27 protein-coding genes are annotated in these 26,302 nt (G+C 66.6%); 15 read left to right on the top strand and 12 right to left on the bottom strand.

Features of this window, described 5'->3' with window-relative positions:
- Positions 1 to 15: 15 nt before the first annotated feature.
- Together NYP18_RS04060 and NYP18_RS04055 are read right to left on the bottom strand one after the other, a co-directional pair.
- Positions 16 to 600 (bottom strand): L,D-transpeptidase, encoded by a 585-nt coding sequence (locus NYP18_RS04060; protein WP_259426899.1) that lies wholly within the window; start codon positions 598 to 600, stop codon positions 16 to 18.
- Positions 601 to 650: 50 nt separating this feature from the next.
- Positions 651 to 1,571: an MBL fold metallo-hydrolase gene (locus NYP18_RS04055; protein ID WP_259426898.1), complete on the bottom strand. Its 921-nt coding sequence runs from the start codon at positions 1,569 to 1,571 to the stop codon at positions 651 to 653.
- Between the two features lie 125 nt (positions 1,572 to 1,696).
- Here NYP18_RS04055 and NYP18_RS04050 point away from each other — a divergent pair, with 125 nt between their 5' ends.
- Both NYP18_RS04050 and NYP18_RS04045 read left to right on the top strand, forming a co-directional pair.
- Positions 1,697 to 3,412: a CocE/NonD family hydrolase gene (locus NYP18_RS04050; RefSeq protein WP_259426897.1), complete on the top strand. Its 1,716-nt coding sequence runs from the start codon at positions 1,697 to 1,699 to the stop codon at positions 3,410 to 3,412.
- A gap of 111 nt (positions 3,413 to 3,523) precedes the next feature.
- A complete protein-coding gene (locus tag NYP18_RS04045; RefSeq protein WP_259426896.1) occupies positions 3,524 to 4,138 on the top strand; it encodes a metallophosphoesterase family protein in 615 nt (204 codons plus the stop codon).
- Here the strand turns inward: NYP18_RS04045 and NYP18_RS04040 are convergent, their stop codons facing one another.
- Positions 4,139 to 4,738: a hypothetical protein gene (locus NYP18_RS04040; protein ID WP_259426895.1), complete on the bottom strand. Its 600-nt coding sequence runs from the start codon at positions 4,736 to 4,738 to the stop codon at positions 4,139 to 4,141.
- Positions 4,739 to 4,923: 185 nt separating this feature from the next.
- On the opposite strand from NYP18_RS04040, the gene NYP18_RS04035 reads away from it, so the two are divergent.
- Positions 4,924 to 5,550 carry an MBL fold metallo-hydrolase gene (locus NYP18_RS04035; protein ID WP_259426894.1) on the top strand — a complete coding sequence of 209 codons (627 nt, stop codon included), beginning with the start codon at positions 4,924 to 4,926 and terminating at the stop codon, positions 5,548 to 5,550.
- 41 nt (positions 5,551 to 5,591) lie between these two features.
- Entirely contained in the window at positions 5,592 to 6,176 is a 585-nt protein-coding gene (locus NYP18_RS04030; protein ID WP_259426893.1) for a protein-L-isoaspartate O-methyltransferase family protein, read from the top strand.
- Here the strand turns inward: NYP18_RS04030 and NYP18_RS04025 are convergent.
- Positions 6,173 to 6,892, bottom strand: a complete 720-nt coding sequence (locus NYP18_RS04025) for a PIG-L deacetylase family protein (protein WP_259426892.1) — start codon at positions 6,890 to 6,892, stop codon at positions 6,173 to 6,175. The genes NYP18_RS04030 and NYP18_RS04025 overlap by 4 nt on opposite strands.
- 40 nt (positions 6,893 to 6,932) lie before the next feature.
- Positions 6,933 to 7,583 carry a MarR family winged helix-turn-helix transcriptional regulator gene (locus NYP18_RS04020; RefSeq protein WP_259426891.1) on the bottom strand — a complete coding sequence of 217 codons (651 nt, stop codon included), beginning with the start codon at positions 7,581 to 7,583 and terminating at the stop codon, positions 6,933 to 6,935.
- 106 nt (positions 7,584 to 7,689) lie between these two features.
- Between NYP18_RS04020 and NYP18_RS04015 the strand changes: the two genes are divergently transcribed.
- Complete coding sequence (locus tag NYP18_RS04015) at positions 7,690 to 9,864, top strand: MMPL family transporter (RefSeq protein ID WP_259426890.1); 2,175 nt, start codon at positions 7,690 to 7,692, stop codon at positions 9,862 to 9,864.
- A 33-nt stretch (positions 9,865 to 9,897) separates the two neighbouring features.
- On the opposite strand, the gene NYP18_RS04010 is transcribed toward NYP18_RS04015, so the two are convergent.
- Positions 9,898 to 10,818, bottom strand: a complete 921-nt coding sequence (locus NYP18_RS04010; RefSeq protein WP_259426889.1) for a GNAT family N-acetyltransferase — start codon at positions 10,816 to 10,818, stop codon at positions 9,898 to 9,900.
- Positions 10,819 to 11,242: 424 nt separating this feature from the next.
- Here NYP18_RS04010 and NYP18_RS04005 point away from each other — a divergent pair, with 424 nt between their 5' ends.
- Positions 11,243 to 13,243, top strand: a complete 2,001-nt coding sequence (locus tag NYP18_RS04005) for a BCCT family transporter (protein WP_259426888.1) — start codon at positions 11,243 to 11,245, stop codon at positions 13,241 to 13,243.
- Here the strand turns inward: NYP18_RS04005 and NYP18_RS04000 are convergent.
- Complete coding sequence (locus tag NYP18_RS04000) at positions 13,229 to 14,344, bottom strand: PQQ-dependent sugar dehydrogenase (protein WP_259426887.1); 1,116 nt, start codon at positions 14,342 to 14,344, stop codon at positions 13,229 to 13,231. The genes NYP18_RS04005 and NYP18_RS04000 overlap by 15 nt on opposite strands.
- Positions 14,345 to 14,583: 239 nt before the next feature.
- On the opposite strand from NYP18_RS04000, the gene NYP18_RS03995 reads away from it, so the two are divergent.
- Complete coding sequence (locus NYP18_RS03995) at positions 14,584 to 15,069, top strand: hypothetical protein (RefSeq protein ID WP_259426886.1); 486 nt, start codon at positions 14,584 to 14,586, stop codon at positions 15,067 to 15,069.
- A complete protein-coding gene (locus tag NYP18_RS03990; protein WP_259426885.1) occupies positions 15,062 to 16,570 on the top strand; it encodes a multicopper oxidase family protein in 1,509 nt (502 codons plus the stop codon). The genes NYP18_RS03995 and NYP18_RS03990 overlap by 8 nt, the downstream gene beginning before the upstream one ends.
- 1 nt (position 16,571) lies before the next feature.
- Here NYP18_RS03990 and NYP18_RS03985 read toward each other — a convergent pair whose 3' ends face one another.
- Both NYP18_RS03985 and NYP18_RS03980 read right to left on the bottom strand, forming a co-directional pair.
- Positions 16,572 to 17,180, bottom strand: a complete 609-nt coding sequence (locus NYP18_RS03985; RefSeq protein WP_259426884.1) for a class I SAM-dependent DNA methyltransferase — start codon at positions 17,178 to 17,180, stop codon at positions 16,572 to 16,574.
- A gap of 48 nt (positions 17,181 to 17,228) precedes the next feature.
- Positions 17,229 to 17,729, bottom strand: a complete 501-nt coding sequence (locus tag NYP18_RS03980) for an SRPBCC family protein (protein WP_259426883.1) — start codon at positions 17,727 to 17,729, stop codon at positions 17,229 to 17,231.
- Between the two features lie 134 nt (positions 17,730 to 17,863).
- Between NYP18_RS03980 and NYP18_RS03975 the strand changes: the two genes are divergently transcribed.
- From NYP18_RS03975 to NYP18_RS03965, 3 genes are all read left to right on the top strand, one after another.
- Positions 17,864 to 18,688: an SDR family NAD(P)-dependent oxidoreductase gene (locus NYP18_RS03975; RefSeq protein ID WP_259426882.1), complete on the top strand. Its 825-nt coding sequence runs from the start codon at positions 17,864 to 17,866 to the stop codon at positions 18,686 to 18,688.
- A 118-nt stretch (positions 18,689 to 18,806) separates the two neighbouring features.
- Positions 18,807 to 19,088, top strand: coding sequence for a hemerythrin domain-containing protein (locus NYP18_RS03970; RefSeq protein ID WP_259426881.1), 282 nt, complete (start codon positions 18,807 to 18,809; stop codon positions 19,086 to 19,088).
- 178 nt (positions 19,089 to 19,266) lie between these two features.
- The gene (locus NYP18_RS03965; RefSeq protein ID WP_259426880.1) at positions 19,267 to 19,659 is read left to right on the top strand and encodes a DUF1304 family protein; all 393 of its coding nucleotides are present in this window, start codon (positions 19,267 to 19,269) and stop codon (positions 19,657 to 19,659) included.
- A 701-nt stretch (positions 19,660 to 20,360) separates the two neighbouring features.
- Here NYP18_RS03965 and NYP18_RS03960 read toward each other — a convergent pair.
- Genes NYP18_RS03960 through NYP18_RS03950 form a run of 3 tightly spaced genes read right to left on the bottom strand, consistent with a single transcriptional unit; the run spans position 20,361 to position 22,988 of the window.
- Positions 20,361 to 22,028 (bottom strand): ABC-F family ATP-binding cassette domain-containing protein, encoded by a 1,668-nt coding sequence (locus tag NYP18_RS03960; protein ID WP_259426879.1) that lies wholly within the window; start codon positions 22,026 to 22,028, stop codon positions 20,361 to 20,363.
- 4 nt (positions 22,029 to 22,032) lie between these two features.
- Positions 22,033 to 22,389: an alpha/beta hydrolase family protein gene (locus NYP18_RS03955; RefSeq protein ID WP_259426878.1), complete on the bottom strand. Its 357-nt coding sequence runs from the start codon at positions 22,387 to 22,389 to the stop codon at positions 22,033 to 22,035.
- 32 nt (positions 22,390 to 22,421) lie between these two features.
- The gene (locus NYP18_RS03950; protein ID WP_259426877.1) at positions 22,422 to 22,988 is read right to left on the bottom strand and encodes an alpha/beta hydrolase; all 567 of its coding nucleotides are present in this window, start codon (positions 22,986 to 22,988) and stop codon (positions 22,422 to 22,424) included.
- Positions 22,989 to 23,211: 223 nt separating this feature from the next.
- Here NYP18_RS03950 and NYP18_RS03945 point away from each other — a divergent pair, with 223 nt between their 5' ends.
- From NYP18_RS03945 to NYP18_RS03930, 4 genes are read left to right on the top strand one after another with little or no spacing between them, the layout of a single operon-like run.
- Positions 23,212 to 23,862 (top strand): superoxide dismutase family protein, encoded by a 651-nt coding sequence (locus NYP18_RS03945; RefSeq protein WP_259426876.1) that lies wholly within the window; start codon positions 23,212 to 23,214, stop codon positions 23,860 to 23,862.
- Entirely contained in the window at positions 23,855 to 24,754 is a 900-nt protein-coding gene (locus NYP18_RS03940) for a macrolide 2'-phosphotransferase (protein WP_369415240.1), read from the top strand. Before NYP18_RS03945 ends, NYP18_RS03940 begins: the two co-directional genes overlap by 8 nt.
- A gap of 10 nt (positions 24,755 to 24,764) precedes the next feature.
- The gene (locus NYP18_RS03935) at positions 24,765 to 25,310 is read left to right on the top strand and encodes a DUF488 domain-containing protein (RefSeq protein WP_259426874.1); all 546 of its coding nucleotides are present in this window, start codon (positions 24,765 to 24,767) and stop codon (positions 25,308 to 25,310) included.
- 9 nt (positions 25,311 to 25,319) lie between these two features.
- Positions 25,320 to 26,285: an NAD(P)/FAD-dependent oxidoreductase gene (locus tag NYP18_RS03930; protein ID WP_259426873.1), complete on the top strand. Its 966-nt coding sequence runs from the start codon at positions 25,320 to 25,322 to the stop codon at positions 26,283 to 26,285.
- Positions 26,286 to 26,302 lie beyond the last annotated feature (17 nt).

Genomic DNA, 26,302 nt, shown 5'->3' with positions numbered 1-26,302 from the left:
ACCGGGACCGCAGAATCAGTAGATGTGGATCGCGTCGCCGATCTGCAGCTCGCCGAAGTAGTGCTCGGCGTGGCCGGGGCCGAGGCGGACGCAGCCGTGGGAGTCGCCCTCCGGATCGCCCTCGTGGAAGGCGTGGCCGACGTTGGTGAAGTACACCGAGAAGGGCATCGGGGCCATGTCGAAGGCGTAGGAGACGTCGTACTCCACCTTGCGGGTGACATGGAATGTCCCCGGCGGCGTCTCATAACCCGGTCCACCCTGGCCGATGGGGACGGCGTCGTAGGTGACCTCCCCGTCCCGCTGCAGCCAGGCGCGTTCGCCCTCCAGGTCGACGCAGGCACGCGCGGTCGGCGGGCATTCCCCGAAGTCGAAGGGCGGTTCCGGCTCCGGTTCGGGCTCCACCACCTCAGCGGGGATCTCCCCCTTCGCCTCCACGATGTGGGCGTCCTCGGCAGGTTCGGTGGGGTCCGCGGGTGCCGCCGACTCCTCAGCGGAGAGCAGGGAGGTGGCGGCCACGCCAGCGGCAACAACAGCGGCGACACCACCGAGGAGGTAACCGGTTCGGCGTCGACGAGGGACAGGGCGGCGCTGGGTGGTCATGCGGCCAGTATAGGAAGGGACTTATACCTTGTCAGCCCCGTGGGCCACCCCTACCCCTGAACGAGAGAGCGGTATCCGTGGACCGTGGTGAAGAACGGGGAGGGCTCGAGAATGGGGTCCTTCCCGTAGCCCAACTCAGCGGCGACAGCTTCGTAGGGCGAGTACGGAGAGTCGGTGTCGGCGGCGTCGGTACGCGCGACCGCCTCGCGGATACGCGCCTCGATGTCCAGGCTGTCCTGCAGCGCCCGGTGGGCGGTCTCGCGGTCGAGTTCGACACCGTAGGGCTCGCCGGCGGCAGTGCCGTAGGGGTGGCCCTGGTACATGCGGTTCGGCCGGACCACGTCCCGCAGGTACTCCAGGGAGGAACGGTAGGCGTCGGGGTCCTCGTAACCGGGGAAGCCGTTGGCGGCGCCGTGGATCTGCACGGCGTCACCGACGAAGACGTCGTTCTGGCCGTCGATGACATAGGAGACCGAGCCTGCGGTGTGCCCCGGGGTGTGGTGGACGGAGACGGTGACTCCCCCGCCGAGGTCGAGGATCTCCCCGCCGCGGACGATCATGCTCGGCTGCATTTCCCCGGAGATGACCTTCTGGGCCATGGCAGTCTGCTGGGCCTCCGCGTCCGGGTTGTCCAGGTACTGGGCGCGCAGCCCCAGGTAGTTGTCCACATGCGCCCGGCGGGAGGCCAGGTAGGGCACGTCCGCCTCGTGGAGGACGACCTTCGCTTTGCGTCCGGTCAGCTCCCAGAGGGCGTGTGCCCCGCCCATGTGGTCGATGTGGCCGTGGGTGAGCAGGATCCATTCGACGTCCTCGATGCTGCGGCCAAGTTTCTCCAGTTCAGGGGCCATGCCCTCTGCGGGGGAGGAGGCGATGCCGGTGTCCACGATGGCCAGCCGCGGGGCGTCGATGAGGAAGGTGTAGAGGCCGAAACGTCCCCAGGGGGAGATCAGCGGGTGGACGGGAGTGGTCATGGTGTCTCCTGGGGTTCGGTGGGAAAACCTTGCTAACACCACTTTAGTATAATAATATGTTCTATGTCACGCCTGAGGGAGAACCCGGCAGGCGCCCATGCAGGACGCGAAGGAGCAGCCCACACATGGCCGATTACACCAGGATCACCGCCGGCACCGAGCAGATCGCCGTGCGCAAGGATCTGCGCATCCCGATGCGCGACGGCGCCCTCATGGCCGCCGACGCCTATCACAAGCCCGACGACACCCCGCGACCTGCACTGATCGCACTGTCCCCCTACGGCAAGGAACTCCAGGCACTGTCTTTGACCATGCCTGCCCAGTACCGCCCCTCCGTCCTGTGGGACGGCTGCATCGAGGCCGGCGACATCGCCCGTGTCGTCGCGGAAGACTATGTCCACGTCATCGGGGATGTCCGCGGCAGCGGTCACTCCGAGGGCGAGCACATCGGCAACTACAACGCCGGTGGCGTCTCACTCGGTGAAGACGCCTATGACTTCATCCAGTGGGTCGCCGAGCAGCCCTGGTGCGACGGCAACGTCGGAATGATCGGCACCTCCTACTTCGGCTCCATGTCCGTGCTCGCCGCCGCCGAGAACCCCCCGGCACTGAAGGCCATCTTCGTCAACGGCGGCCACTACGACTTCTACGAGACCACCTACCACGGCGGCGTGATGTGGCTCATGCCGCGCGCCGCCCGTGAGGGCCGCGGTGGCGACTCCGGCTGGGCCTTCACCGACGGCGTCAAGTCCCGCATGCTCGAGGAATTCAGCCCCGAGGAGGTCAAGGCGCGCGTCACCGAGCGGCTGCAGGACCCGGATGTCGCCGGCTGGCCCAACATGTTCCACGTGCTGAACTACCCGAAGAACCACGAGGCCTGGTTCGACATCGTCCTCAACGACCTGGACGGGCAGTGGTACGAGGAGCGCAACCCGATCACCCTGGCCGAGAACATCACCATCCCCACCTACCTGCAGATCGCGCAGGGCCGCGGCTGGACGATGGACGGCACCATCGAGCTGTTCAACACCGTGCAGGGGCCGAAGAAGCTGGACATCCTGGCCTACCCCCCGATGAACTCCCGCCCCTTCGTCGACGCCCACGACGAGATGTTCGCCTGGTACGACTACTGGATCAAGGGCATCAACAACGGCATCACCGACGGTCCGGCCGTCAGCGTCCACGTCGAGGGTTCCGACACCACCGAGACCGGCGCCGCATTCCCTCCGAAGGAGATCGAGCACCGCCCGCTCTACCTGCGTCCCCGCCACGTCCTCGCGGGCAAACCGGAACCGCTGGGTCCGGAGTACGCCGCACCGGAGTCCTTCACCCAGCTGCCGATGACGTTGACCAATGACACCGCCATGATCTCCTGGTCCACCGCGGCGTTCACCGAGCCGACCGAGATGATGGGCACCGGTGCCGCCCACATCCATGCCGCCATCGACCAGGACGACACCAACTTCATCCTGCGCCTGTGGGACGTGGCCCCGAACGGTAAGCGCCAGTTGGTGACCACCGGCTACCTCAAGGCCAGCCAGAACGAGCTGGACACGGAACGCTCGACCGAGGGCAACCCGGTGCACCCGCACACCTCCAAGACCCCGGTCACCCCGGGCGAGATCAACGAGTACATCATCCGCATCTACCCCTTCGCAGCCACGTTCATGCCGGGCCACAGGCTCGTCGCCGAGCTGTCCAACAACGAACCGATGTCCGATGAGCACAACTCCCTGCTCCCGCCGGATGCCTTCCACCTGCCGATCGGCCGTGCCACCACCACGACCGTCTACCGCGACGCCCTGCACGAGTCGCGCCTGCTGCTGCCCTACGTGAAGTAGTCGGCCGCTTATCGACGCCCGCCCCGCCCTCCCCGAGGGCCGGGGCGGGTTCGGCGTTTCCGCACCTATCCTGGAGCTCAAGGAGACACTGCCCCTGAAGGAGAGGCCCTCATGCTCACCATCGCCAGCATCAACCGCGCGGTCGACTTCCTCACCTCCGACCAGCACTTCGGTCACGAGCGCATGGCCGGGGTCTTCGGCCGGGAATACGAGGGCCGGATCGAGGAAATGAACGCCATGATGATCGAGCGATGGAACTCCCTGGTCAAACCGGGTGACACGGTTCTCCACCTGGGTGATTTTGCGATGGGCGTCCGGGCGGAGACCCTGCCCATCGCCGGTCGGCTCAACGGCCGCGTCCTGCTCATGCCCGGCAACCACGACTCCATCTCACTGCTCCAGGACCCGGACTACGCCGAGCGCCAGCGCCCGCTATATGAGGAGGCCTTCGAGCTGATCCTGCCCGAGACCGGCGACCGCCTGCGCACCAGCGCGGGCAACGAGGCCCTGCTCTCCCACTACCCCTTCTCCTTCGTCGACCCGCACGCCTCGCAGGAGATGCTCGAGCTCATGCCGGTCGATGATGGACGCAGCCTCCTCGTCCACGGACACACCCACGAACCCGAGATGATCCGCGGCCGGCAGTTCCACGTCGGGGTGGATGCACACGACTTCTATCCCGTCCGTGCCTCGCTCGTCGAGAAGTGGATCGATGCGAACTCCTGATCAGCGGGTCGCGCGGCGCACGGCCTCCCGCAGCCCCGCGAAATCCGTCTCGTCCGGCCCCACCCGGGACAGGAGAGCGTTCAGAGAGATGGTCTTCTGCCGGCCGACCACCTCGGTGAGGTGCGCCGTCGATGTGACCCAGAATCGCCACTGCCGTGTGTCCAACGGGTCCGCTTCCTCCCGTTCTGTGCTGGTGAAAAGGCAGAATACGTAGACGTCCGCCTGGCGGGAAAGCACCTCGGCGTAAGTATTGGTGGCGGCGGTCCATCCGACCGTCTCGGCGATGCCGAACTGGATCTTGGAGGGGCGGTCCTGGCGCCAGGATTGCAGATAGGCGGCCGACTTGACCTCCACCTTGAGTCCATCCGGCGTCAGCAAGTCAAACGCATCCCAGTCCACTCTGACCCCGCCGCGAATACCATCGACAGCCAGCCCCACCACGTATTCCGCGATGACCCCACGTTGAGTGTTGTCCAGCGTCCCCGAATAAGCCCACCGCCAGATGTCGATCAACCGGCCGGCGGGACTTCCAGTCGCATCCAGAATCGGCTCATCCCCTGACATACGTTGGGGCGAAGGCTGCCCGTACGAGGAATCCATTGCTGCTCCTCTCCCCCAATATCTGAAACTCTCATCCTCATTTCATTTTCAGACGGATACGTGGGAGTGTACCGCCCAGTTCCATCCCCCACAGGAGAGAACACCATGGCTGCCCGCAGGATCATCACCGCCGCCAGCGGACTGACCAGTGGCTGGTGACAGTCCACGCAGGCACAATTGAGGCCATGAAGATCACCCGCCGCTACCATTCCTGCGTGGAGCTGTCCGAAGGGCAGACCAGCGTCATCATCGACCCCGGTTCCTTCGAGGTGCCGGAGAACCTGGCCGAGGTCGATGCCGTGCTCGTCACCCACATCCATCCCGACCACGTCGACGCCGCGGCCCTGACCGCCGCCCGTGGGAAGAACCCGCAGCTGGCGGTCTACGGCCCGGCTGAGCTGGCCGGGCGCGTGGATTTCCCGTACACCACAGTGCGCGACGGTGACACCTTCGAGGTCGGTGCTCTCCACATCGCCGTCCACGAGTCCGCCCACGGCACCGTCACCCACTCCACTCCCCTGCCGGAGAACCTCGGCTTCCTCATCAACGGCCGCGTCCTGCACACCGGTGACTCCTTCCCTGAACTGGACGGCGTCGAGGTGGCGCTCGTGCCCGTCAGCGCCCCGTGGCTGAAGATGCTCGACGTGGAGGACTACCTCCGCACCAACCGGCCGACCCGATTCATCGGTGTCCATGACGGCATCGACAACGACTTCGGCCTCAACCTGCGCCGGCGCCTGCTGGGGGCCCTGGCCGAGGAACACTCCCTGGAGTACCTGCCGCTGCGCCCCGGAGAATCTGTCGAGGTCTAGCCTGAGCTGCTAAAATAAGGGGAAATCAGCTTCTCCCGCGAGTGCACGGAGGTGCCCGCATGAACCGCGTCGCCCAGGCCATGTCCACCGTCAACCGGGCTGATTTTCTGCCGCCCGGGGCGCGCCAGCACGCGGAATTCGACGCCCCCGTCGCCATCGGTCACGGCCAGACGAACTCCCAGCCCTACACCGTGGCCTTCATGCTCAACCTCCTCGACGTGCAGGCGGGTCACCGCGTCCTCGATGTCGGTTCCGGCTCCGGCTGGACCACCGCTCTGCTCGCCGAACTCGGCTGCGAGGTCACCGGCGTCGAGCTCGTGCCGGAACTTGTGGAGTTCGGCCGCGCGAATCTCGCGACGGCCGGCTACAAAGGGGTGGAGATCCACCAGGCCACCGACGGTGTCTTCGGCCTGCCGGAGCTGGCCCCCTTCGACCGGATACTCGTCTCCGCAGAGGCCGACCACATCCCACAGGACCTCATCGACCAGCTGAAGATCGGCGGCAGCATGGTCATCCCGGTCGAGGGGACCATGCTGCACATCGAGCGCATCTCCGAGGGCGAGTCCGCCATGACGCGGCACGGACTGTTTCGCTTCGTGCCACTGCTGCGTTCGCGCGGGGATTAGATCTGCTCGAAGACCCGGAAAGCGACCGCCTTCCCGCCATCCGGCTGGGTGAGCATGGCCGGGATGAACTCCTCCGGCTTCGGGTGGTCCGGCAGTGCCTCGAAATATGCCTTGTGGGCCGTCAGCGAACGAATTCCCGCCTGCTCGGCCGGCTCGTCGACCACGATGCGGTGGGTCGGCTGGCCGGGGTTGGCCACCAGCAGACGGCTGGTCTTGTGTGCGGGCAGGTCCAGGTCGCGGTGCACCCACGGGTTGTCGGCGTCGCGCACGGCGTCGACGGTCATGAGACCTGCGACGCGATGGTCAGCCTGGTTGAAGGTGCCGTAGGCCTCGAGCTCGAAATTCGCGGTGATGACGGTGTCGGGGCGGAACCGGCGGATGTGGCGGGCGATGTCCCGGCGCAGTTCCATCGATTCCACCAGCTGCCCGTCCGGGTGCTCAAGCAAGGTCAGGTCACTCACGCCGACGGCGGCGCAGGCCTCGCGCTGCTCCTCCGCACGCAGCGGACCGACCTCTGCCGGATCCATGGTGCGGATGCCGGCCTCACCGTGCGTGAGCAGCAGGTAGCCCACCTCCACCCCGGCGCGGGTCCACGTGTCCACCGCGCAGGACAGGCCGTATTCGGCGTCATCGGGATGTGCCACGACGATGAGTACTCGTTTGAATTCCGACCAGTCGTAGTCGGGGAGGACGGAGACTTCAGTGAACGTTGTCATGACATCATCCTACCGGGGCAGCTGGTGCGGCGCCTGCGGTTCAGGACTCCACTTCCCCCTCGGAGGTCTCTCCCCGACCCCAGTCCAGGCCGACCTCCAGCTCGACGGCGGTGTCCCGCAGGAAACGGGTGACCACCTCCCGCTCCGCGGGGCTGAGCCGGGCCGCGGCGTGGAAACGTCGGGAATGCTGCACCCCGACGGTCTCCATGGCGGCGGTGCGGGTTTCATCGGTGATATGGATGCTCTGGGAACGGCGGTCACTGGGGTGCGGCCGGCGCATCAGGTGCCCGCCGCGCTCCAGCCGATCGAGGAGTTTGGTGGTGGATGCGCTGGTGATGCCCAGGTGCGCGGCCAGCGAGGAGGCGGTCACTGTCTGCGCGGTGTTCTCTGCCACGATGAGGAAGTGCAGGGCGCGCATGTCGGTCTTCCCCAGTTTCATGTACTCCAGGGAGGCCTCCGAGACCCGGTCCTCGACCTCGCGCAGTGCCCCCATGGCCTGCATGAGTTCGGTGATCTGGGCAACGTCGCCGCCGGAGACGTCACTGCGGTCGATGAGCCGGCTGTGCGGGTCATTGGCCTCGATGCCGTAGACACCCGGCGGCACCCCGGGAACAACAGGGTCCACTGCGGGGGTGGCGGGGTACGCCCCAGCCTCAGCCTGCTGTTCGCGCGCGGGGTGTTCAGGATGCATGGAACGATCCTAACACCCCAGAAGCTAAGCTCGTCTAGCATCTTTCCTGGCTAGGAAATACACTTCCCTTATCCGCATTCCCCGGACAGCCCCGGAAAGGTTCCTCATGTCCTCTCGCGTGCCCCGCTGGCTCCGCGTCCTACTACCAGCAGCCCTCATCCTCATCTGGCTTGCGGGCGCCGCCGTGGGCGGCCCCTACTTCGGCCGGGTCGAGGAGGTCTCCACCAACGACCAGACCCTCTACCTCCCCGAATCCGCCGACGCCTCGGTAGTGCAGCAGAAACTCAGCGAATTCACCGACAGCGAGGCCATCCCGGCCGTCGTCGTCTTTGTCGGTGAGGAAGAACTGAGCGAACAGCAGCTCGGGGCGATCGCGGCGAGCATGGATCAGGCCGGCGAACTGCCGGTGGTCGCAGGTGACGTCTCGCCGCCGATCCCCTCCGAGGATGGCTTGGCTGCTCAGGCCTTCGTCCCGCTGGACACCAGCGTCGACACCGGTGAGGCCGTGACCCTGCTCGGTGACACACTGCGCGAGGGTCAGGCCGAGGGGCTCGAGGTCTATGTCACAGGTCCTGCCGGTTTCACCGCCGACCTCGGCGCCGCCTTCGCCGGCATCGACGGCCTCCTCCTGGCGGTGGCACTCGCCGCCGTGCTCATCATCCTGATCATCGTCTACCGCTCCTTCCTGCTCCCGATCGCGGTGCTGGCCACCAGTCTCTTCGCGCTGTGCGTGGCTCTGTTGAGCGTGTGGTGGCTGGCGAAGGCCGATGTCCTCCTGCTCAGCGGCCAGACCCAGGGCATCCTGTTCATCCTCGTCATTGGCGCGGCCACCGACTACTCCCTCCTCTACGTCGCCCGCTACCGCGAGGAACTCAAACACATACAGGACAAGTGGGAGGCCACCTTCCGCGCCATCCGTGGTTCCATCGAACCGATCCTGGCCTCGGGCGGCACAGTCATCGCCGGCCTGCTCTGCCTGCTGCTCAGCGACCTGAAGTCGAACAGCACCCTGGGCCCGGTGGCCGCTATCGGCATCATCTTCGCCATGGCCTCCGCCCTGACCTTCCTGCCGGCGGTCCTCTTCGCCCTTGGCCGCGCCGCCTTCTGGCCGCGCCGACCCGTCTATGATCCGGAGACCCCCGGGGGTGCCGCCACCACCACCGGTCCGTGGGCCTGGGTGGCCCGCCAGGTCAAGCACAGCCCGCGCGCCATCTGGATCACCACGACCGTCATCCTCGCCTTCGGTGCGGTGGGCGCCACCCAGCTGCAGGCCAGCGGTGTGCCCCAGTCCGAGCTCATCCTCGGCGAATCCGAGGCCCGCACCGGCCAGGAGAAGCTCGGCGAACACTTCCCCGGCGGCTCCGGTTCCCCCGTCTACGTCCTCACTGAGCAGGGACAGACCGCCGAGGTCGCTCGCGTGATGTGGGCCAACGGTGAGATCGGCTCCGTGACCGTCACTGCCGCGGACTCCCCCACCGGCACCGCACCGGTCGACGAGAACGGCGACATCCAGGCTCCCTTCGGTCCGGGTCCGGTCCCGGAGCCGACCGTGGTCGAGAGCCGCGTGCTTCTCCAGGGCACCCTGTCCTCCGCGGCCGATTCTGTCGCCGCCGGACAGACCGTCCGCGAGCTGCGGGTCGCGCTCGCGGACGTCGAGGGTGAGGCCCTGGTCGGTGGCGTGACGGCCACCTCCATTGACACCAACGACACTGCAATCGATGACCGCAACCTCATCATCCCCATCGTGCTGGCTGTCATCCTGTTTATCCTCATGCTGCTGCTGCGCTCGGTCCTCGCCCCGGTGCTGCTGGTGCTCACCACCGTCCTGTCCTTCGGCACCGCCATGGGCGTGGCCGCGCTCGTGTTCAACGGGATCCTGGGCTTCCCGGGCGCCGATCCGGCCGTGCCGCTCTACAGTTTCGTGTTCCTGGTGGCCCTGGGCATCGACTACAACATCTTCCTGATGACCCGGGTGCGCGAGGAGTCCCTCGCCCACGGCACCCATCCGGGTATCCTCCGCGGGTTGACGGTCACCGGCGGGGTGATCACCTCCGCGGGCATCGTCCTGGCGGCCACCTTCGCCGCACTGTCGGTCATCCCCATCCTCTTCCTCGTGCAGCTCGCCTTCATCGTCGCTTTCGGCGTCCTGCTGGACACCTTCCTGGTGCGAACGCTGCTGGTGCCGGCCCTGACCTACGACATCGGGCGAAAGATCTGGTGGCCCTCAAAGCTGTCCCGGGAGGAGACCCCGGAGAAGGCCGGGGAGATGGTCTCCGTGTAGAGGCGGGGCGTCGATAAGCGGGGGACGGCAGGTTCAGCCCGCCTGCCAGCATTCGAAACGCGCCGCCGGGACAAAACCCAGGCGTCGGTTGATCTCCAGGATGGGGTTGTTCTCCTCCGCGTTCCATGTGTAGATCGTGCACACCCGCGGCAGTTCGCGGGCCAGCCGGGCAAGATTGGCCACCTTGAGGGCCATGCCCAGACCGTGCCCGCGGTGCCCGCCAGTCACCAGCGTGTCCTCCTGGAAGGCGATGGAGGGGCGGCCTGCGGGGCAGCTCAGCTGTGTGAAACCGACGCAGGTGCCACTGCCGGTGTGGCGGGCGAGGCTCCACAGCGTCTCGACGCCCGCCCGCCGGTCCACCTCCTCGGCCTCCCGGATCCGCGCCCCGTCCCACACCTCCCGGTCGTGTGTCTGCCCGCCCCAGGGCATGTCGGTGCTCATCGTCTCCTTCATGCCCGCCACACACGACAGGTGGTGCTCCGGCACGGGACCGCGCCACGAGTTGATGACATAGCCCTCCGCCAGCGGTGCCTCCGGAACAGCCGCCGGTAGCCGCAGCGCGGCGGCGATCTCCACCTGCACCCGGCGGAAGCCGTGACCGGAGAGGTCATGACCGGGCGGCAGCCACACGGCAACAGTGGGGCGCAGGGACAGCAGGGCGTGGAGCAACGGACCGGGATCGGCGCCCGCCATCATCCGCATCTCCGCCTCAAGAAGAGCGGTGTTGTCACTCAGCGGCAGGGTCGCCCAGACGAAGGCGGTGAGCTCCGGGTCAGCACAGGTGAGCAGCAGCTGCCGGCGGGTGCTGGTGGTGCCGGTGTAACCGAGCAGTTCCTGGGCGGTGGTGATGAAATCGGCCGTCCCGAGCGACGCCGTGTCCAGCCGCCCCCACAGCTCCGCGACCGCCGCGGCGGTGCCGGGATCGAGTTGTTCGTGGATGCGCACGGTGGCCATGAAAACCAAGAATAATCCCTCATGTGATCCCAGTCATGTCCCGATTTCGGACGCGCAACTCAAACGTTGGCGCTCCGGGACGGTGCTGGTCAGGGCGGCGGAGGACGCCACGCTGACCAGGACAGAAACCGCCGGCAGCGGTCCCTGGGTTGGCCAACCCCGCCGGGAGCGGACTAACGTTCCAGGGGTTCAGCAGGGAACCGGTGTGTCCGCGCCCCTGTCACGAAGATGGTCGCCCGGGGACGGCCGACCACACCGCATCCGAGGAGGCCCCTGACCGGTAGAGCCTGATGACTGTCATCGGCTCCCTGTCACCACCAGCCTCTGCCCTGCTCCTGAGCCCGCTGATCCAGCTGGTGTCCCAGGCAGCAGCGGCATATCCGACGAGTACAGACACATTCACTCAGCACAGTGAGGAAAACCCATGCCGCACACTTCCGACAGTCGCTCTGAACAACGCGAAAGCATATCCAGCCAGGTCACCCAGCGGTTCCTGAACCCGGCCAAGAGCGGATCGGTGGGTATCTACCCCCATGATCTGCACCCCGGTCTGGTCCCCGGTATCAGCGTGGAGGACCAGCGCAAGAAATTCGGCCTGGACAAGGTGGTCTTCTTCACCACCGCCACCCTCATCATCGCCTTCATCATCTGGGGCGTGAGCAATCCCGCCTCGGTCTCCGAGGTCTCCTCCACCGCTTTCTCCTGGGCCATGAGTAACGCATCGTGGCTGCTCAACTTCGTCATGATCCTCGGCCTGGCCGTCATGCTCTTCCTGGCCTTCTCCCGCTTCGGCCACATCCCGCTGGGCAAGGACAACGACGAGCCGGAGTTCTCCCGTTTCTCCTGGATCGCGATGATGTTCGGCGCGGGTATCGGCGTGGGCATCTTCTTCTTCGGCCCCTCCGAGCCGCTGTCCTACTTCATCTCCCCGCCCCCGCACACCGTGGAGGCGGGCACCCGGGAGGCACTCCACCAGGCAATGGCCCAGTCCCATTTCCACTGGGGTCTGGCCGTCTGGGGCCTCTACGCCCTCGTCGGCGCCGCCCTGGCCTACTCCACCTACCGACGTGGCCGCCCCTCGCTGATCAGCTCCGTCTTCCTCTCCCTGCTGGGCGCGAAGAACACCGAGGGCCTGGCCGGCCGGGTCATCGACATCCTGGCGATCATCGCCACCCTCTTCGGAACTGCCGCCACCCTCGGGCTCTCCGCCCTGCAGATCGGCAAGGGCGTGGAGATCATCTCCGGGGCCGGGGCCCTGGCCAACAACGCCATCCTGGTCATCATCGGCCTGCTCGGCGTGGCCTTCATCATCAGCGCGGTCTCGGGCGTGGCCCGCGGCATCCGCTACCTGTCCAACATCAACATCACCCTGACCCTGGCGCTGGTCGCCTTCGTCTTCATCTTCGGGCCCACGCTCTTCCTGCTCAACCTCATCCCCTCCGGCGTGGCCACCTACCTCGACGAGATGCTGCCCATGATGGGCAAGTCCCTGTCCTGGGGTGCGGAGACGGTGGAGTTCCAGGGCTGGTGGACGTCCTTCTACTGGGCATGGTGGATCGCGTGGACACCGTTCGTGGGCATGTTCATCGCGCGTATCTCCCGTGGCCGCACCATCCGCGAATTCGCGCTGGTGACCATCGCCATCCCCTCCTTCATCCTCATTCTGGCCTTCACGATCTTCGGTGGAGCGGCCATCAACTTCAACCGTGAGGGAGTGGAGTCCTTCGACGGCACCGCCGGCAATGAACAGGTGCTCTTCGCCCTCTTCGAGCAGCTGCCGCTCAACGCCATCACGCCGTTCATCCTCATCGTGGTGCTGGCGATCTTCTTCGTCACCTCCGCAGACTCCGCATCCGTGGTCATGGGGACGATGTCCTCGAAGGGCAACCCCGCGCCGAACAAACTGATCGTGGTGTTCTGGGGACTGTGCATGATGGGCATCGCCGCGGTCATGCTGCTGGCCGGCGGCCAGACCACGCTGACCGCGCTGCAGAACCTCACCATCCTCATCGCACTACCTTTCTCGGTGGTGCTCATCCTCATGACGGTGGCCTTCCTGCGGGACCTGACCACGGACCCTGCGGCCATCCGCCGCACCTACGCCAGCACCGCCGTCCAGAACGCGGTGGTCCGCGGACTCGAGGAACACGGCGATGACTTCGAGCTGACGGTGTCCCCCGCCCCGGAGGGCCGGGGCGCCGGCGCCCACTTCGACTCGACCTCCCAACGGGTGACCGAGTGGTACCACCGTACCGACGATGAGGGCAACGAGATCGCCTACGACCACGCCAGTGGCCTGTGGGCTGATGATTCCGCTGCCGAGGAAAGCCTCGGCGGCACCGCCGGGGAGACTGCGGAACCATGGCGCCCCGGGACTGGTGATGATCCGGAGCAGGGGCAGAAGCGGGAATCAGGCCGGGCGTAACTCCAGCAGCCGCCCGCCCCGGTCGTCCTCCAGCACCCACAGCGCCCCGTCGGGGGCTTCGGCGAGGGCACGGATCCGCTCCCCCATGTCCCACTGCTCGACAATCTCCGTGTCCTCGCCGTCGAGCTGCACCCGCACCAGTGTTTCCCCGGACAGACCGCCGAGCAGTGCGCTGTCCTCCCAGCCATCAAAGAGATCACCCTGGTAGATCAGCAGGCTGCCCGGAGAGATCGACGGCACCCAGTACTCGGCCGGTGCACGGAAACCGTCGTCCTCGGTGTGGTCCCGGATGGGGCGGCCGTCGTAATGCCTGCCCATGGATGCCTCCGGCCAGCCGTAATTCTCACCTTCGGCGAGCAGATTGAGTTCATCGCCGCCGCGCGGGCCCATCTCGGAGACCCAGATCAAGCCCGTGCTGTCCTCCGCGATGCCCAGCGGGTTGCGGTGGCCGATGGTCCACAACTGCGCGGCGGTATTCCCCTCCGCCGCCCAGGGGTTGTCCGGCGCAGGGTCACCATTCAGCGTCAGGCGCAGCACGGCCCCCAGGTTCGTCTCCCGTTCCTGGGCGGGGCTGAATTTCTGTCGGTCACCGGAGGTGAGGTAGAGATGGTCCTCCCGGATGAGCATGCGCAGGGCGAAGTGTCCGTTGCCTGAGGTGGGTGTCTGTTCCCAGATCACCTCGAGGTCCTCCAGGGCAGCGGCAGCCACGTCGAGGGTGGCCCGACCCACCACTCCCTGGGCGCCCGCCTCGTGGTCACGCACCCAGCTGAGGTAAACGGTGCCGTCCTGCCTGAAACCGGGACCGGGGATGATGTCGTGCATGCCCGCCTGGCCCGCGTGGTGCACCTCAGGTGTGCCGCTGACCTCGGTGACCTCCCCTGTCCCCTGGTCCCGCAGCTGCAGCGACCCCCCGCGTTCGGAGATGAGCAGGTGCTCCGTGCCGGGCAGGAAGCTCATCGCCCACCCCTCGTCGAAGGTGCCGTGCTCGGTGACCGTGAAGGTCTCCGACGCCTCTGTCTGGACCCGTGTGCCAGCCCCGGCGCAGGCACTGGAGGTCAGGGAGAGGACGGTGGCGGCGGCAATCACGAGGAGTCGGCGCATGCCCTGATCCTAACAGCCCACTCAGCTGGTCAACAGCCCCTCTTCGTTGCATCACAGCTGCTCAACAGGCATTTTTCCAGCCTCATTAGTTACGCACATGTGACCGTGGAAGCCTTGACTCTGCAAATTGCACCGGCGTTTACTGGGTTAAAGAACTTGATGCGTTCGTTGATTTGATGCGCTCCTTGAACTCAACAATCATGCCCGCCACGGCGGGCTGTATCCCTCCAGGAGCCATCATGAGAACTGCCTACCGCGTCATCGCCGCCGTCATCATCCTTCTCGTCGTCATCCAGGCCGCCGGCACCGCCTGGTTCACCTCTGGGCTGGCCAGACATCTGATTGCGGGCGGCACCATCGACTCCGCCGAGATCGACATCAACAACCTGCCGTTCACAGCGGTATGGGGCGTGATCATCCACATGATCTCCGGTCTCTACGTCATCCCGGCGCTGGCGGTCATCCTGCTCATCATCGGCTACCTCACCCATGACCGGAAGGCGCTGACCCTGGCGCTGACCGTGGTGGTCCTCGTGGCCATCCAGGTCGCACTGGGGCTCGGTGCCAAGGCACTGACGGGACTGGCCTTCCTCCACGGTGTCAACGCGCTGCTGATCCTCGGGGTCACTGTGCTGGCCTTCCTGGCCTTCCGTTCCCGCCGCACCGTCACGGGCACCAGTCCTGCGGAGGAGATGCCCCGCCGCACCGTAGGCAGTGGTGTCTGACCGGGAGTCCCCCACCATTGACACCCCTCCCGCGGGCCCCAGCTGGTCGGTGCTCGTCCGCCGGGTGGTCGCCGTCCTCTTCGCCCTGATCCTCAGTGCATCGGCCTGGATGTGGTGGGACAGCCGTTACCCAGCCCTGTGGTCTGCCGCCCCTGGTGAGAGCTCCCCCACCTCCGCCCACGGCCACCACCCCGGTACCGCAGGCGGTCACACCGCCCGCGACATCACCACCTTTCAGGTTGACCCGGCCCACCCGGCCGACGTCCGCGTGGAACTGAAGGCCAGCACCTCCGAGCTCCACCATCCCTCCGGGAGAAGCTTCCGGGGTTACACCCTCAACGGCACCTCGCCCGGGCCGGAGATCCGGGCCCGGCGGGGTGACCTGGTGGAGGTCGTCCTGCACAACATCGACATCGCCGAAGGCACGACCCTGCACTGGCACGGCATTAACGTCCCCGCCGCCATGGACGGGGTCGCCGGGGTGACCCAGGATGCCGTCACCCCGGGAGAATCCTTCACCTACCGCTTCCTCGCCGAGGACGCGGGAACCTACTGGTACCACTCCCACCAGGTCTCCCACCGGCAGGTCCTCGCTGGTTTGTTCGGCGCCATCATCATTGAACCCGCTGAGACTGAGCCGGTGCCCGACACCGTCATGCTGCTGCACACCTACCCGGGTGGTTCCCGCACCATCAACACCGTGGGAGGGCAGACCCACGTGCCGGCCCTCCCTGGTGAGACGATGCGGGTCCGCACCATCAACACCGACAATCTCACGGCTTTCCTCTGGGTACCGGGGGCACAGGCCCGCCTGCTGGCGATCGACGGCGTCGACCGCCATGAGCCGGGACCTTTCCGGGATCTCAAGGTCCGCCTGGCCGCCGGCGCCCGCGCGGATCTGGAGGTCACCGTCCCGGAGGAAGGGGCCGTACGGGTCCAGTCCACGGGCGTCTCGCTGCTCATCGGCCCCGCGGGCGCCACCGCCCCCGAGGCGGGGATTCCTGCTGCGGAACTGGATCTACTCACCTACGGCTCACCGGCCCCGACGCTTCTCGACGCCGCCGTCCCCCACCACCACTTCGACTACATCATCGGCCAGCGCATCGGTTTCCTCGACGGCCGCCCTGGTTACTGGTGGACCATCAACGGAAAAATGGGCCGCCATGCACCCATGTACGTGGTCCGGGAGGGGGATGTGGTGGCGATGCACATCCGCAACCGCTCGGTGGAGGCCCATCCGATGCACCTGCACGGCCACCACGTGCTGGTCACCGCACGCGACGGAATCCCGGCCACCGGCAGCCCCTGGTGGACTGATTCTCTGGATGTCGATGCCGGCGAGTCCTACGACATCGTCTTCCTCGCCGACAACCCCGGAGTGTGGATGGACCACTGCCACAACCTCCCCCACGCAGTGGAAGGGCTGATGACCCACCTGTCCTACGAGGGGGTGAGCACGCCCTTCCTCATGGGGCGAGATTCCGGGAATGCGCCGGAATAAGTTAGCGGGAGATCGGCTCCACTGTCGCCCGCGCCGCCACCCAGGCGAACATGGAACCGGGTTCCCGCCGGCTCTGGGTGACCTCGAAGCCCGCGCGCTCCAGGGCGAGGGTCATCTCCGATAGTGGCCAACGCCAGGCGGGGGCCACGGGGTGTTGCATCTGCTCAAGCTCTTTTCCGGCGAAGAAGGAGATGAGGAGCGAACCGTTGTTCTCCGTGACCACGCGGAGGGTATCGAGGGCATCCGGCATTTGTTCAGGTCCCAGGTGTATGAGGGAGTACCAGGCGAGAACACCCGCCCACCGCTGTCCCATATCCGCCAGATCATCCACGGAACCGTGGTGGAACATCACCGAGGGATGGGCCTCGCGTGCCAGGTCGATGAGCCGCCAGGCAGGCTCCAGCCCCTCGACCCGGTGGCCGAGCTCCGCGAGTCTGCCGGTCCAGCGCCCCGTCCCGGAGCCGGCATCAAGGATCACGCCGTCGACCGTGTCTGCCCAGGGCTCGATCACCCGCCGGTCCGGGTCCCCATCGGTAACGACGGTGCCGAGCATGGTCTCCGGATCGAATGTGTGTGCATCGTAGGCCTGAACGACGTCATCCTGCGTCATGCTGCCCACCATAGGCGGTCAACAGCTACTCCGCGCTGGGTCAGGACCTCAACTCTGCGACGGGGGCACCGGATGTTCCACGAGTTCAGCAAGCCGTTCCAGCGTGATCGCCATTCCGGAACGGAGTTCCCCGGCCCGGTCCGTGCTGCCGATCAGTTTCTCCAGGATGAACCACGCCACGCGCGTCAGCGGTCGGGTGACGGTGTAGGACTCTGTGACCAGCGTGTTCCCCTCCCCCTGAGGGAGAAGGTGATACCGCCACTCCAGGGTTCCGAAGAACGGCTCCGTCCGACTGATCGCGAACTCGCGGCCAGGTTCCGCCGTGATCACGACCGGGAAATTCGGCCACGTCCAGATCCTCCCGAGGGAGTTGATCGCGAGGAAACGGGCCCCGACTTCAGGACCGGTGGCACCCCGGATCCACCGGACCCGGATGACCTCTGGGGACAGCTCGGGTGTCCGGGTGATGTCAGAGACGATGGCATAGATGTCCTCGGGTGAGGCGCGGATGACACGTTCCACAGCGTCGGTGGTGAGGGTCTGGGTCATGGGCGGGCCCTTCCGGCAGCCGGGTAGCGGCATAGTTTCAATGTAGGTACACCCGGGCAACAACGTCAACGGACCGGCGGAGATTGAGCCGGAACTGTTCCCACCGGTGCCATCTCCCCGCTAGGGTTCGGGCCATGATCACTCCACCGCGCACCGTCCTGATCACCGGTTCGACCAGTGGGCTGGGCCGGGAACTGGCCCGGCACTACGCCGCTGAGCCCGGCCACCTCATCCTCCACGGCCGCAACCCCGCGAAACTGCAGCAGGTGGCCGAGGAACTGCCCGGATCTGTCGCCCGCATCTCCACCGTCCAGGCGGACCTCGCCGACCTGGCCCAGGTCAGACAGCTCGCGGTCCAGGTGGCCGCCGTGACTGATTCATTGTCGGTACTGGTCAACAACGCCGGCATCGGACAGGGACGCGGGGACGTGCGCGAGTTCTCCGCCGACGGGATCGAGCTGCGCCTGGCGGTCAACCACCTCGCTCCTTTCGCCCTGACCCTGCATCTGCTTCCCCTGCTGCGGGCAGGTGCACCGAGCCGGGTGGTCAACATCGCCTCCGCCGCGCAGTACCCGCTCGATCTGGCTGACCGGCAGCTGGAGACCGGTTACTCCGGCAGCCGGGCCTATGCACAGAGTAAATTCGCGATGATCGCCACCGGTTTCCACCTGGCCGGGCTGCTGCCGGCGGATGAGGTGAGCGTCAACAGTCTGCACCCCGCCACCCTCATGCCCACCGCCATGGTCGCCGAAGGCTGGGGTTCCACGGTGGATGAGCTGGCCACCGGGGTTGCCGCCGTACGCAGCCTCATCGATTCCCCGGCTCTGGCCGGGGTGAGCAGCAGGTATTTCTCCAAGCAGGAGAGCACCGAAGCACTCTCCGAGGCCCACGACCCCCAGGTGCAGCGACGCCTCTGGCAGCTCAGCGAAGCGTGGAGTGGCGTTCACTTTCCCGGGTAGGGCTATGTCATGGACCACACCTTGGCCAGTGCCCTCGAACAGGAGCACCAGGAGATCGACGCCGGTATTGCAAGCCTCCGCGGGGAGCCTGGAGCGGTGCCGGCCGCGCACCGGGGAGGTGAACCGGGCGTTTCCCGCACTACGCTGGCATATCTACCTGGAGGAGAAGTTCCTCTTCCCGTCCCTGCGGGACTCGGGGATGCTCCGGGAGCGCTGCGAGATCTGGTGTGCCATGGATGTGCTCGAGACCGAAGTCCGCCCCGATCGGTGTCGCGAGCTGCTGAAACAGCTGGGCTGTCACAACAACAAGGAGGAGAGCCTCATCTATTCCGAGGTCGACGTCCAGCTCGACGACGATGCCGGCAGTCCTTCCTCTCCCCCCAGACGTTCCGCCAGGTGATGGGCACGCAGACGAAAGGCCCCCGACACTGTCCCGGTTGACCTGCAGGTGAATACCCCGCTGTCACTGCCGATCTCTTCTGTCACTCTCAGGTATCTACCGGATTTCCCTCGTAAAATGAGCACTACAATGCATCATCCGGCAACTGAAGGAGTCGGCCCTGACCACCCTCAACCTCGTGGCCCAGATTGCGGCACTGCTGAGCTCTCTCACCTTCATCGCTGTGTCGCCTCTGGAGATGATCTTCTACACCCGTCCCGCCGCCCGGAAGTTCCTGAGCGTCGAAACCGGCACCATCGAAGATGTGCGGATGTGGGCGTTTGTGGTCGGCGCCCGGAATCTCATCGCCGGCGCAGGAATGCTCTTCGGTCTGATCCTGTTCTGGACCGGGAGCGAGACGACCGGCACGGTCATCGTCCTCAGTGCCACCTGGTATCTGCTGCTGGCAAGCCTGGCCATGGGTGTCGCCGACCTCCTGGGCTTCTGGAAGCCCCGGGGCGGAAGCATCCGCGGAACCGTCGGGTCAAGCATCCCGCTCCTGGTTGTGCTCATTGCCTTCTACCTGTTTTAAGCCGTGCGCAGGAGCAGTCCGGAGACCCGACCACGGCACAGGTCTTCCACTGCGGTAGCGGCCTGCGAGAATTCGTAGGCGGCGAGATGTGCGCTGCGACCGTTTGCGGATCGCGTGCGGGGAACAGGTGCTCCCCGGGCGTCATGGTGGGGGCGTCGCTCAGGTGGATGCAGTCCAGCGAGACAGTCCCGCCAGGGGTGGTCGCGCGCAGGGCGGCGGGCATAATATCCCCGGTGGGAGCGAAGAAGATCGCGGAAGCCCGCAGCTCCGGCGCCGGGGCCGCGCACCAGTTGCCGGTTTCACTCTCCCCTGCTCGTCACGTAAATTTCAGCCCTGGAGGCCGCAGTCTCGCCCGTTTGAGCGCCCGGTAGCTAATCATGCCCGCGCACAGCAGGGACGCAGTGTGGACGGCGTCAGCAAGCGGTGACAGAGGGTGGACAAAGGCCTCGGGAACCGTCGTGTACTCGGCCAACCACCGTCGACATCCCAGCCGGTGTAGGTGGAGTCGAGGCACAGGCTCCCCCGGCTTGTCCGGCACTACTGGCAGATTCTGTAGACCGGGACGTTGAGCAGGACTTCTCCCCAGCCGAGAGGATGCATGCTGATCGATCTCCCCGGCAGTTTTCCGTTTCCGCAGCTCACAGGAATAAATAGTGAACAGCCGCACACCAGGAAGCGAGGCTGGGAGAGATCGGGAGTGATCAGACCTCCGTGACCCGGCCTGCCTCCACCTGCCAGTGTCGGTCGAGCTGCACCGTCTCAAGCATCCGCCGGTCGTGGGTGACCAGCAGCAGCGTTCCGGAATAGGATTCCAATGACTGCTCCAGCTGTTCGATGGCCTCCAGGTCCAGGTGGTTCGTCGGTTCGTCGAGTACCAGCAGGTTGACACCCCGGGCCTGCAGCAACGCCATCCCGGCGCGGGTACGTTCCCCGGGTGACAACTCGTCGACCGGACGAGTCACATGATCTGCGGAGAGTCCGAACTTGGCGAGCAGGGTCCGCACCTCTTCGCGGGAAAAGTCGGGAACTGCCTCCCCGAATGCCTCGACAAGTGTCCGCTCACCTGCCAGCACGGAACGCGCCTGGTCGATCTCGCCGATCTGCACGCTGACGCCGAGGCTGGCGCTTCCCTCATCCGGGACCTGGTGGCCGAGGAGTGCGCGCAGGAGCGTGGATTTTCCGGCCCCGTTCGGTCCGGTGATGCCGATGCGTTCCCCCGCGTTCACCTGCAGCGACAACGGACCGAGGGTGAAGGACCCTTGTCGGAAGACAGCGTTGCTCAGCGTCGAGACCACAGAACTGGAGCGAGGAGCCGAACCGATGGTGAATTCCAGCTTCCACTCCTTGCGTGGTTCCTCGACCTCGTCGAGACGGGCGATCCGGCTCTCCATCTGACGCACCTTCTGGGCCTGTTTCTCGCTGGACTCCGTTGCCGCACGACGCTTCAGTTTGTCGTTGTCCGGGGCCTTCTTGATCGCGTTGCGCACGCCCTGACTCGACCACTCCCGTTGCGTCCTGGCCCGGGCGACCAGGTCTGCCTTCTTGTCGGCGAACTCCTCGTACTTCTCCCGACGCTGTCGGCGAAGAGTCGCGTGTTCCTCCAGGTAGGCCTCATAACCGCCGCCGAAGACCCGGTTGGTGCCCTGAACCAGGTCGAGTTCCAGGACGTGGGTCACGCAGCGGGCGAGGAACTCGCGGTCATGGCTGACCAGCACCACTCCACCACGCAGTCCCTGGACGAAGGTCTCCAGCCTCTGGAGCCCGTCGAGGTCCAGGTCGTTGGTGGGCTCGTCCAGCAGAACGATGTCGAATCGGGACAGTAGCAGCGCCGCCAACCCGACTCGGGCGGCCTGGCCGCCGGACAGGGAGGTCATCAGCACCTGCTCGGCCTGTTCACCATCGAGTTCGAAGCCCAGGTCCGCGAGAACAGCCGGCAACCGGTCGCTGAGGTCGGCGGCGCCGCTGGCCAGCCAGCGGTCCAGGGCCACCGCATAGACCTCGGCCGGGTCTACTCCGTCGGCACCTGACTCTGGGGTTTCGCCGAGTGCAGCTGCCGCGTCATCCATGGCTCTGGTGGCCTGGGCACATCCGGTGCGGCGGCCGATGTAGTCGGCGATGGTCTCACCGGCGACCCGTTCATGCTCCTGGGGCAGCCAACCGACGAAAGCGTCGGTCGGTGCGAGGCTGACAGTGCCCGCCTGGGGCGCGTCCACACCCGCGAGCAGCCGGAGCAGAGTGGACTTGCCGGCCCCGTTCGATCCGACGACGCCGATCACGTCGCCGGGGGCGACGGTCAGGTTGAGCGAATCGAACAGGGTGCGGTGGCCGTGCCCGCCGGCCAGGCCATGCGCCACGAGTGTTGCAGTCATTGCCTTATTGTGTCACCCGGTGCGCGAAGTCCAGCATCGACTGCAGGGCCTCTCGGGCTGCGGCGGTCTCCAGCTTGAACTGGTATTCGTGGGCGAGGGCCGGAGTGTACCCCTCCGGGTAGAAGACCTCCTCCACGTCGACTTCCAGGCCACGCAATTTCTCTGCCAGGGGTCGGGACTGGATTGCAGTCAACGGGTCGGCGTTACCGCCGCTGAGCCAGGTGCGGGGAAAGTCCACCCCGACCTGGTGCAGGACGGACATCTGCGCCGCGGCGGGCGAGGAAGCGAAGTTCCTTGAACCGGTGTAGGCCCACAGCGCCTGGTGTACTCCCCAACCGGTCAGGCCCTTACTGTTGTCCATCGCCGGGACGTCATAGATGCCGCAGTTGAGCATCAGGCCGCGCAGTTGCCTCTCGTTGAGGTAGGTGTGATTCCCAGTTCGGCGGCGTACCCGGGATCCGTGACCGCGGTCGCCAGCTGGGCCGACAACTGGGCGCCGGCGGAATCCCCGGCGAGAACGATCCGGTCAGTGTCCACGTTGAGGTCTGCGGCGTGTGCGAGCAGACAGGTGTGGGCGTCGTTGAGCTGATGCAGGGCCCGGGGATATCTGTGACCCGGTGCCAGGGAATGACCCGCGTAGTCGCTGCGGGGGCCGGAGAGCCACGTGCCACCGTGGGTCCACACGATCGTCGGCAAGCGCCCGGTCGCGCCATGCGGGGTGTAGACATCAAGGAAAGCGGACCGGTCTCCTGGGCGGTAGGGGATCCCCAGCCGCTGCTCGACGCCTGGGGCTGCCTCCTCCAGTGCTGCTGCGGTGCGACGGGAATCCCGGTTGAACATGGCCCGTACGAGCAGCGCCCCAGGAATCGGGGTGAAAACCAGGAACCCGAGAAGGCCCAGGCCGAGTCCGGTGAGCCTCACCGGGACCCGGAGCCGACGGCTGGGGGTGGAGAAAGTCATGGGCGCGGCTCCGGCAGATGTGGTGTCCGGTTGTGTCACCAGCGATGATCCCACGTCAGCACGGTGGGAGCAGGGGAATCCGCTGACAGTACAGCGGAAGGTCGGTACCGTGGCAGACACACGGAAGCCACGCAGTTCCGGTCAGGATCCCGCCGAAGCACGTCGCGCCACCCGAAGGTGATCCTCTCCCGGGGCTGTCCGGATCATCACGAGAGGAAACACCATGCGACACCTGCCCCGCGCCATCTTCACCGCACTGGGTGCCACCAGCCTACTTGTCCTGGGCGCCTGCACCGCCGCCGACGACACCGCTGACCCGACCGCCGACACCGACACCGTGACCGCCACCGGAACAGCCGAGACCACCAACGCCTCCCAGGGCGAGGTCCTGTCCACCACCCTCAACGACGCAGAGGACTCGGAGCTGGGCACAGTGGAGGTCAACGAACTCAACGACGCCCTCGAGATCACCCTCAGCGTCTCCGGCCTGGAACCGGGTTTCTACGGCTTCCACATCCACCAGACCGGCCTGTGTGAGACCGACAGCGCCGCCCCGAACAACCCCGACAACACCGGTGCCTTCCTCTCCGCCGGCGGCCACCTCGGATCCGGGGAGTCCGACCACCCCGACCACGCGGGTGACCTGCCCCAGCTGCTGGTCCGGGAGTCCGGGGACGGTGCCCTGAGCTTCCAGACCGACCGTCTCACCCTCGCCGATCTGCAGGATGATGACGGCTCCGCCTTCATGATCCATGACGGCACCGACAACTACGCCAACATCCCTGAGCGCTACGCCCCTGACGGTGCTGATGAGGACACCCGCAGCACCGGTGACGCCGGCAGCCGCCTCGCCTGCGGAGTGGTCGGTGAGTGACCCCACCGCTGAACCTGCCGGGGTGATCCGGCTCGCCGCCGACCACGGCCTGGACCTGGCCCCGGATTCTCTGGAGTTCAATGAGATGGGCCTGGACTTCCGGGTGGTGCTGGCCCGGACCACCGCCGGTGCTGACTGGGTGCTGCGCATCCCGCGCCGGGCGGAGGTGATGGTGCGCGCCGCAGTGGAGGCCCGGGTGCTGCGGTTGGTGGCGCCGCGCCTGGATGCTGCCGTCCCGGACTGGCGGATCCACACCGGCGACCTGATCGCCTATCCCCTGTTGCCCGGCGAACCCGGGCTGGAGATGGTCGACGGCGAGCCGGTGTGGAGGGTCGACGTGTCCGCGCCCGGTTATGCCGAATCCCTCGGTGAGCTGCTCGCACAGCTGCACGGCACGGACCCCATCGAGGCATCCACCACCGGCGCCCCGGTGCGCACCCCGGCCTATTTCCGGCAGGCCTGGCGCCAGGACATCGAGCGGGTGTCGCGGGAGTTCACGGTTGCCGGGCATCTGCTGGATCGCTGGGAGGCGTGGCTGTCAGACGAGAGTTACTGGCCGGATCATGCGGTGCTCACCCACGGTGAGATCTACCCCGGCCACACACTCATCCGCGACGGACGCATCAGCGGTGTGCTCGACTGGACCACGGCCACCGTGGGTGATCCCGCCCGGGACTTCATGTTCCACCAGGCCACAGCCAGTCCCGAGGCCTTCCGGCTCACCGTGGAGCACTATGTCGCCGGCGGTGGTCAGGTCTGGCCCCGGCTGGCGGAGCACTGCGCGGAGATGTTCTCGGCGAACGCCGTCGCCTACGGTCTGTATGTCCTGGATTCCGGCGACGAGTCCCACCGGGAGGCGGCCGCAGCCCAGCTGAATCCACCGGCAGAATAGGAGTTACATCATGGCGGGTACACCAGTCTTCACCGTCGGTCATTCCAACCGCGACCTGGAGGAGTTCATCAACCTGCTCACCGGGGCCGGGGTGGCGGCGCTGGTCGATGTGCGCCGGCTGCCCGGCTCCCGGAAGTACCCGCACTTCAACGACGACGTACTGGCCGCGGAACTGCCGGCCCACGGCATCTCCTACCGCCGCTCGGAGGGGCTGACGGGGCGTCGTAACGTGTCCCGGACCGTGCCCTTCGAGGTCAACGGCAACTGGCGCAACCGCAGCTTCCACAACTACGCCGACCACGCCCTCGGCGAGGAGTTCGTGCTCGCTCTGGGCGAGCTTCTCGACGCTGCCGTGCACACCCCCACCGTCCTCATGTGCTCGGAGGCGGTGTGGTGGCGCTGCCACCGCCGCATCATCGCCGACCACCTGCTCGCCGCCGGGCGCGATGTCCGCCACATCATGGGGCCGGGGAAGATCACGCCGGCGGAACTCACTGCGGGTGGGGTCGTGGGCGAGGACGGGAAAGTACGTTATCCGGCCCCGGAAGGGGCATAGAATAAAGCGATGAACACCGAACTCCCGGCAGCGGTGGACGCCCTCGTGGTGGGTGGCGGCCCCTCCGGCCTGGCGGCCGCCACCTGGCTGGGCCGGTACCAGCGTTTCACTCTGGTCGTCGACGCCGGGGAGAACCGCAACCGTTCCGCTGACCACGTGCACGGCTTCCTCGGCCGGGACCCCATCGCGCCGCCGGACCTGCTCGCCGATGCGCGTGCGGGCCTGGCACAGTACCCGCTGGTCCAGCTGCACCACGGTGTCGTCTCCGGGGTGGTCCGCGGTGAGGACGGCCTGTTCCACGCCACGGTCGACGGCGCCCACCGGGTCACCGCCAGCCGACTCGTGCTGGCCACCGGCATCCGTGACCAGACTCCGCAGATGCTCGGCTTCGAGGGGCATTACGGTACTGATGTGCACCACTGTCCTTCCTGTGACGGGTTCATGGCCCGCAACGAGGACATCATCGTGCTCGGCTCCAGCCGGCTCATCCCCGGCTTCGCGGCGGGACTGCTCGACTGGGCCCGGAGCGTGAAGATCATCACCCATTCCCGCGAGCGCATCTTCAACGACAGCCAGAAGCGACTGCTCAACGAACACCGGATACCCGTGGTCCGCGGCACCGCCGAAGCCTTCGTCGGTGAGCCGGGCAGGTTGAGCGGTGTGCGGATGAGTGACGGGACGCTGGTGGCGGGCACCCGGGTCTTCTTCTCCTTCCGGCACCTGCCCACCAACCAGATCGCCGCTGATCTGGGTTGCGAGCTCAACCACGACGGTTCCATCGTGGTGAACAACCACCAGCACACCACCGTCGAAGGCGTCTACGCGGCCGGCGACATCACTGCGTCCATGCGGCTGATCCCCGTCGCCATCAGCACGGGCACCATCGCCGGTATCGCCTCCGCCACCTCCCTGCGCGGCCACGAGTCTACGCCGCCGGCCCCGCACCCGGCACCGCCGACGCGCTGGTTCAGCTGAGGACCATTCCGTGGGCT

The sequence above is a fragment of the Corynebacterium lemuris genome (assembly GCF_024919295.1).
GTDB classification, from domain to species: Bacteria; Actinomycetota; Actinomycetes; order Mycobacteriales; family Mycobacteriaceae; genus Corynebacterium; species Corynebacterium lemuris.
Note: the sequence above shows the minus strand (reverse complement) of the source record. Positions and strands in the feature narration are given on the sequence as shown.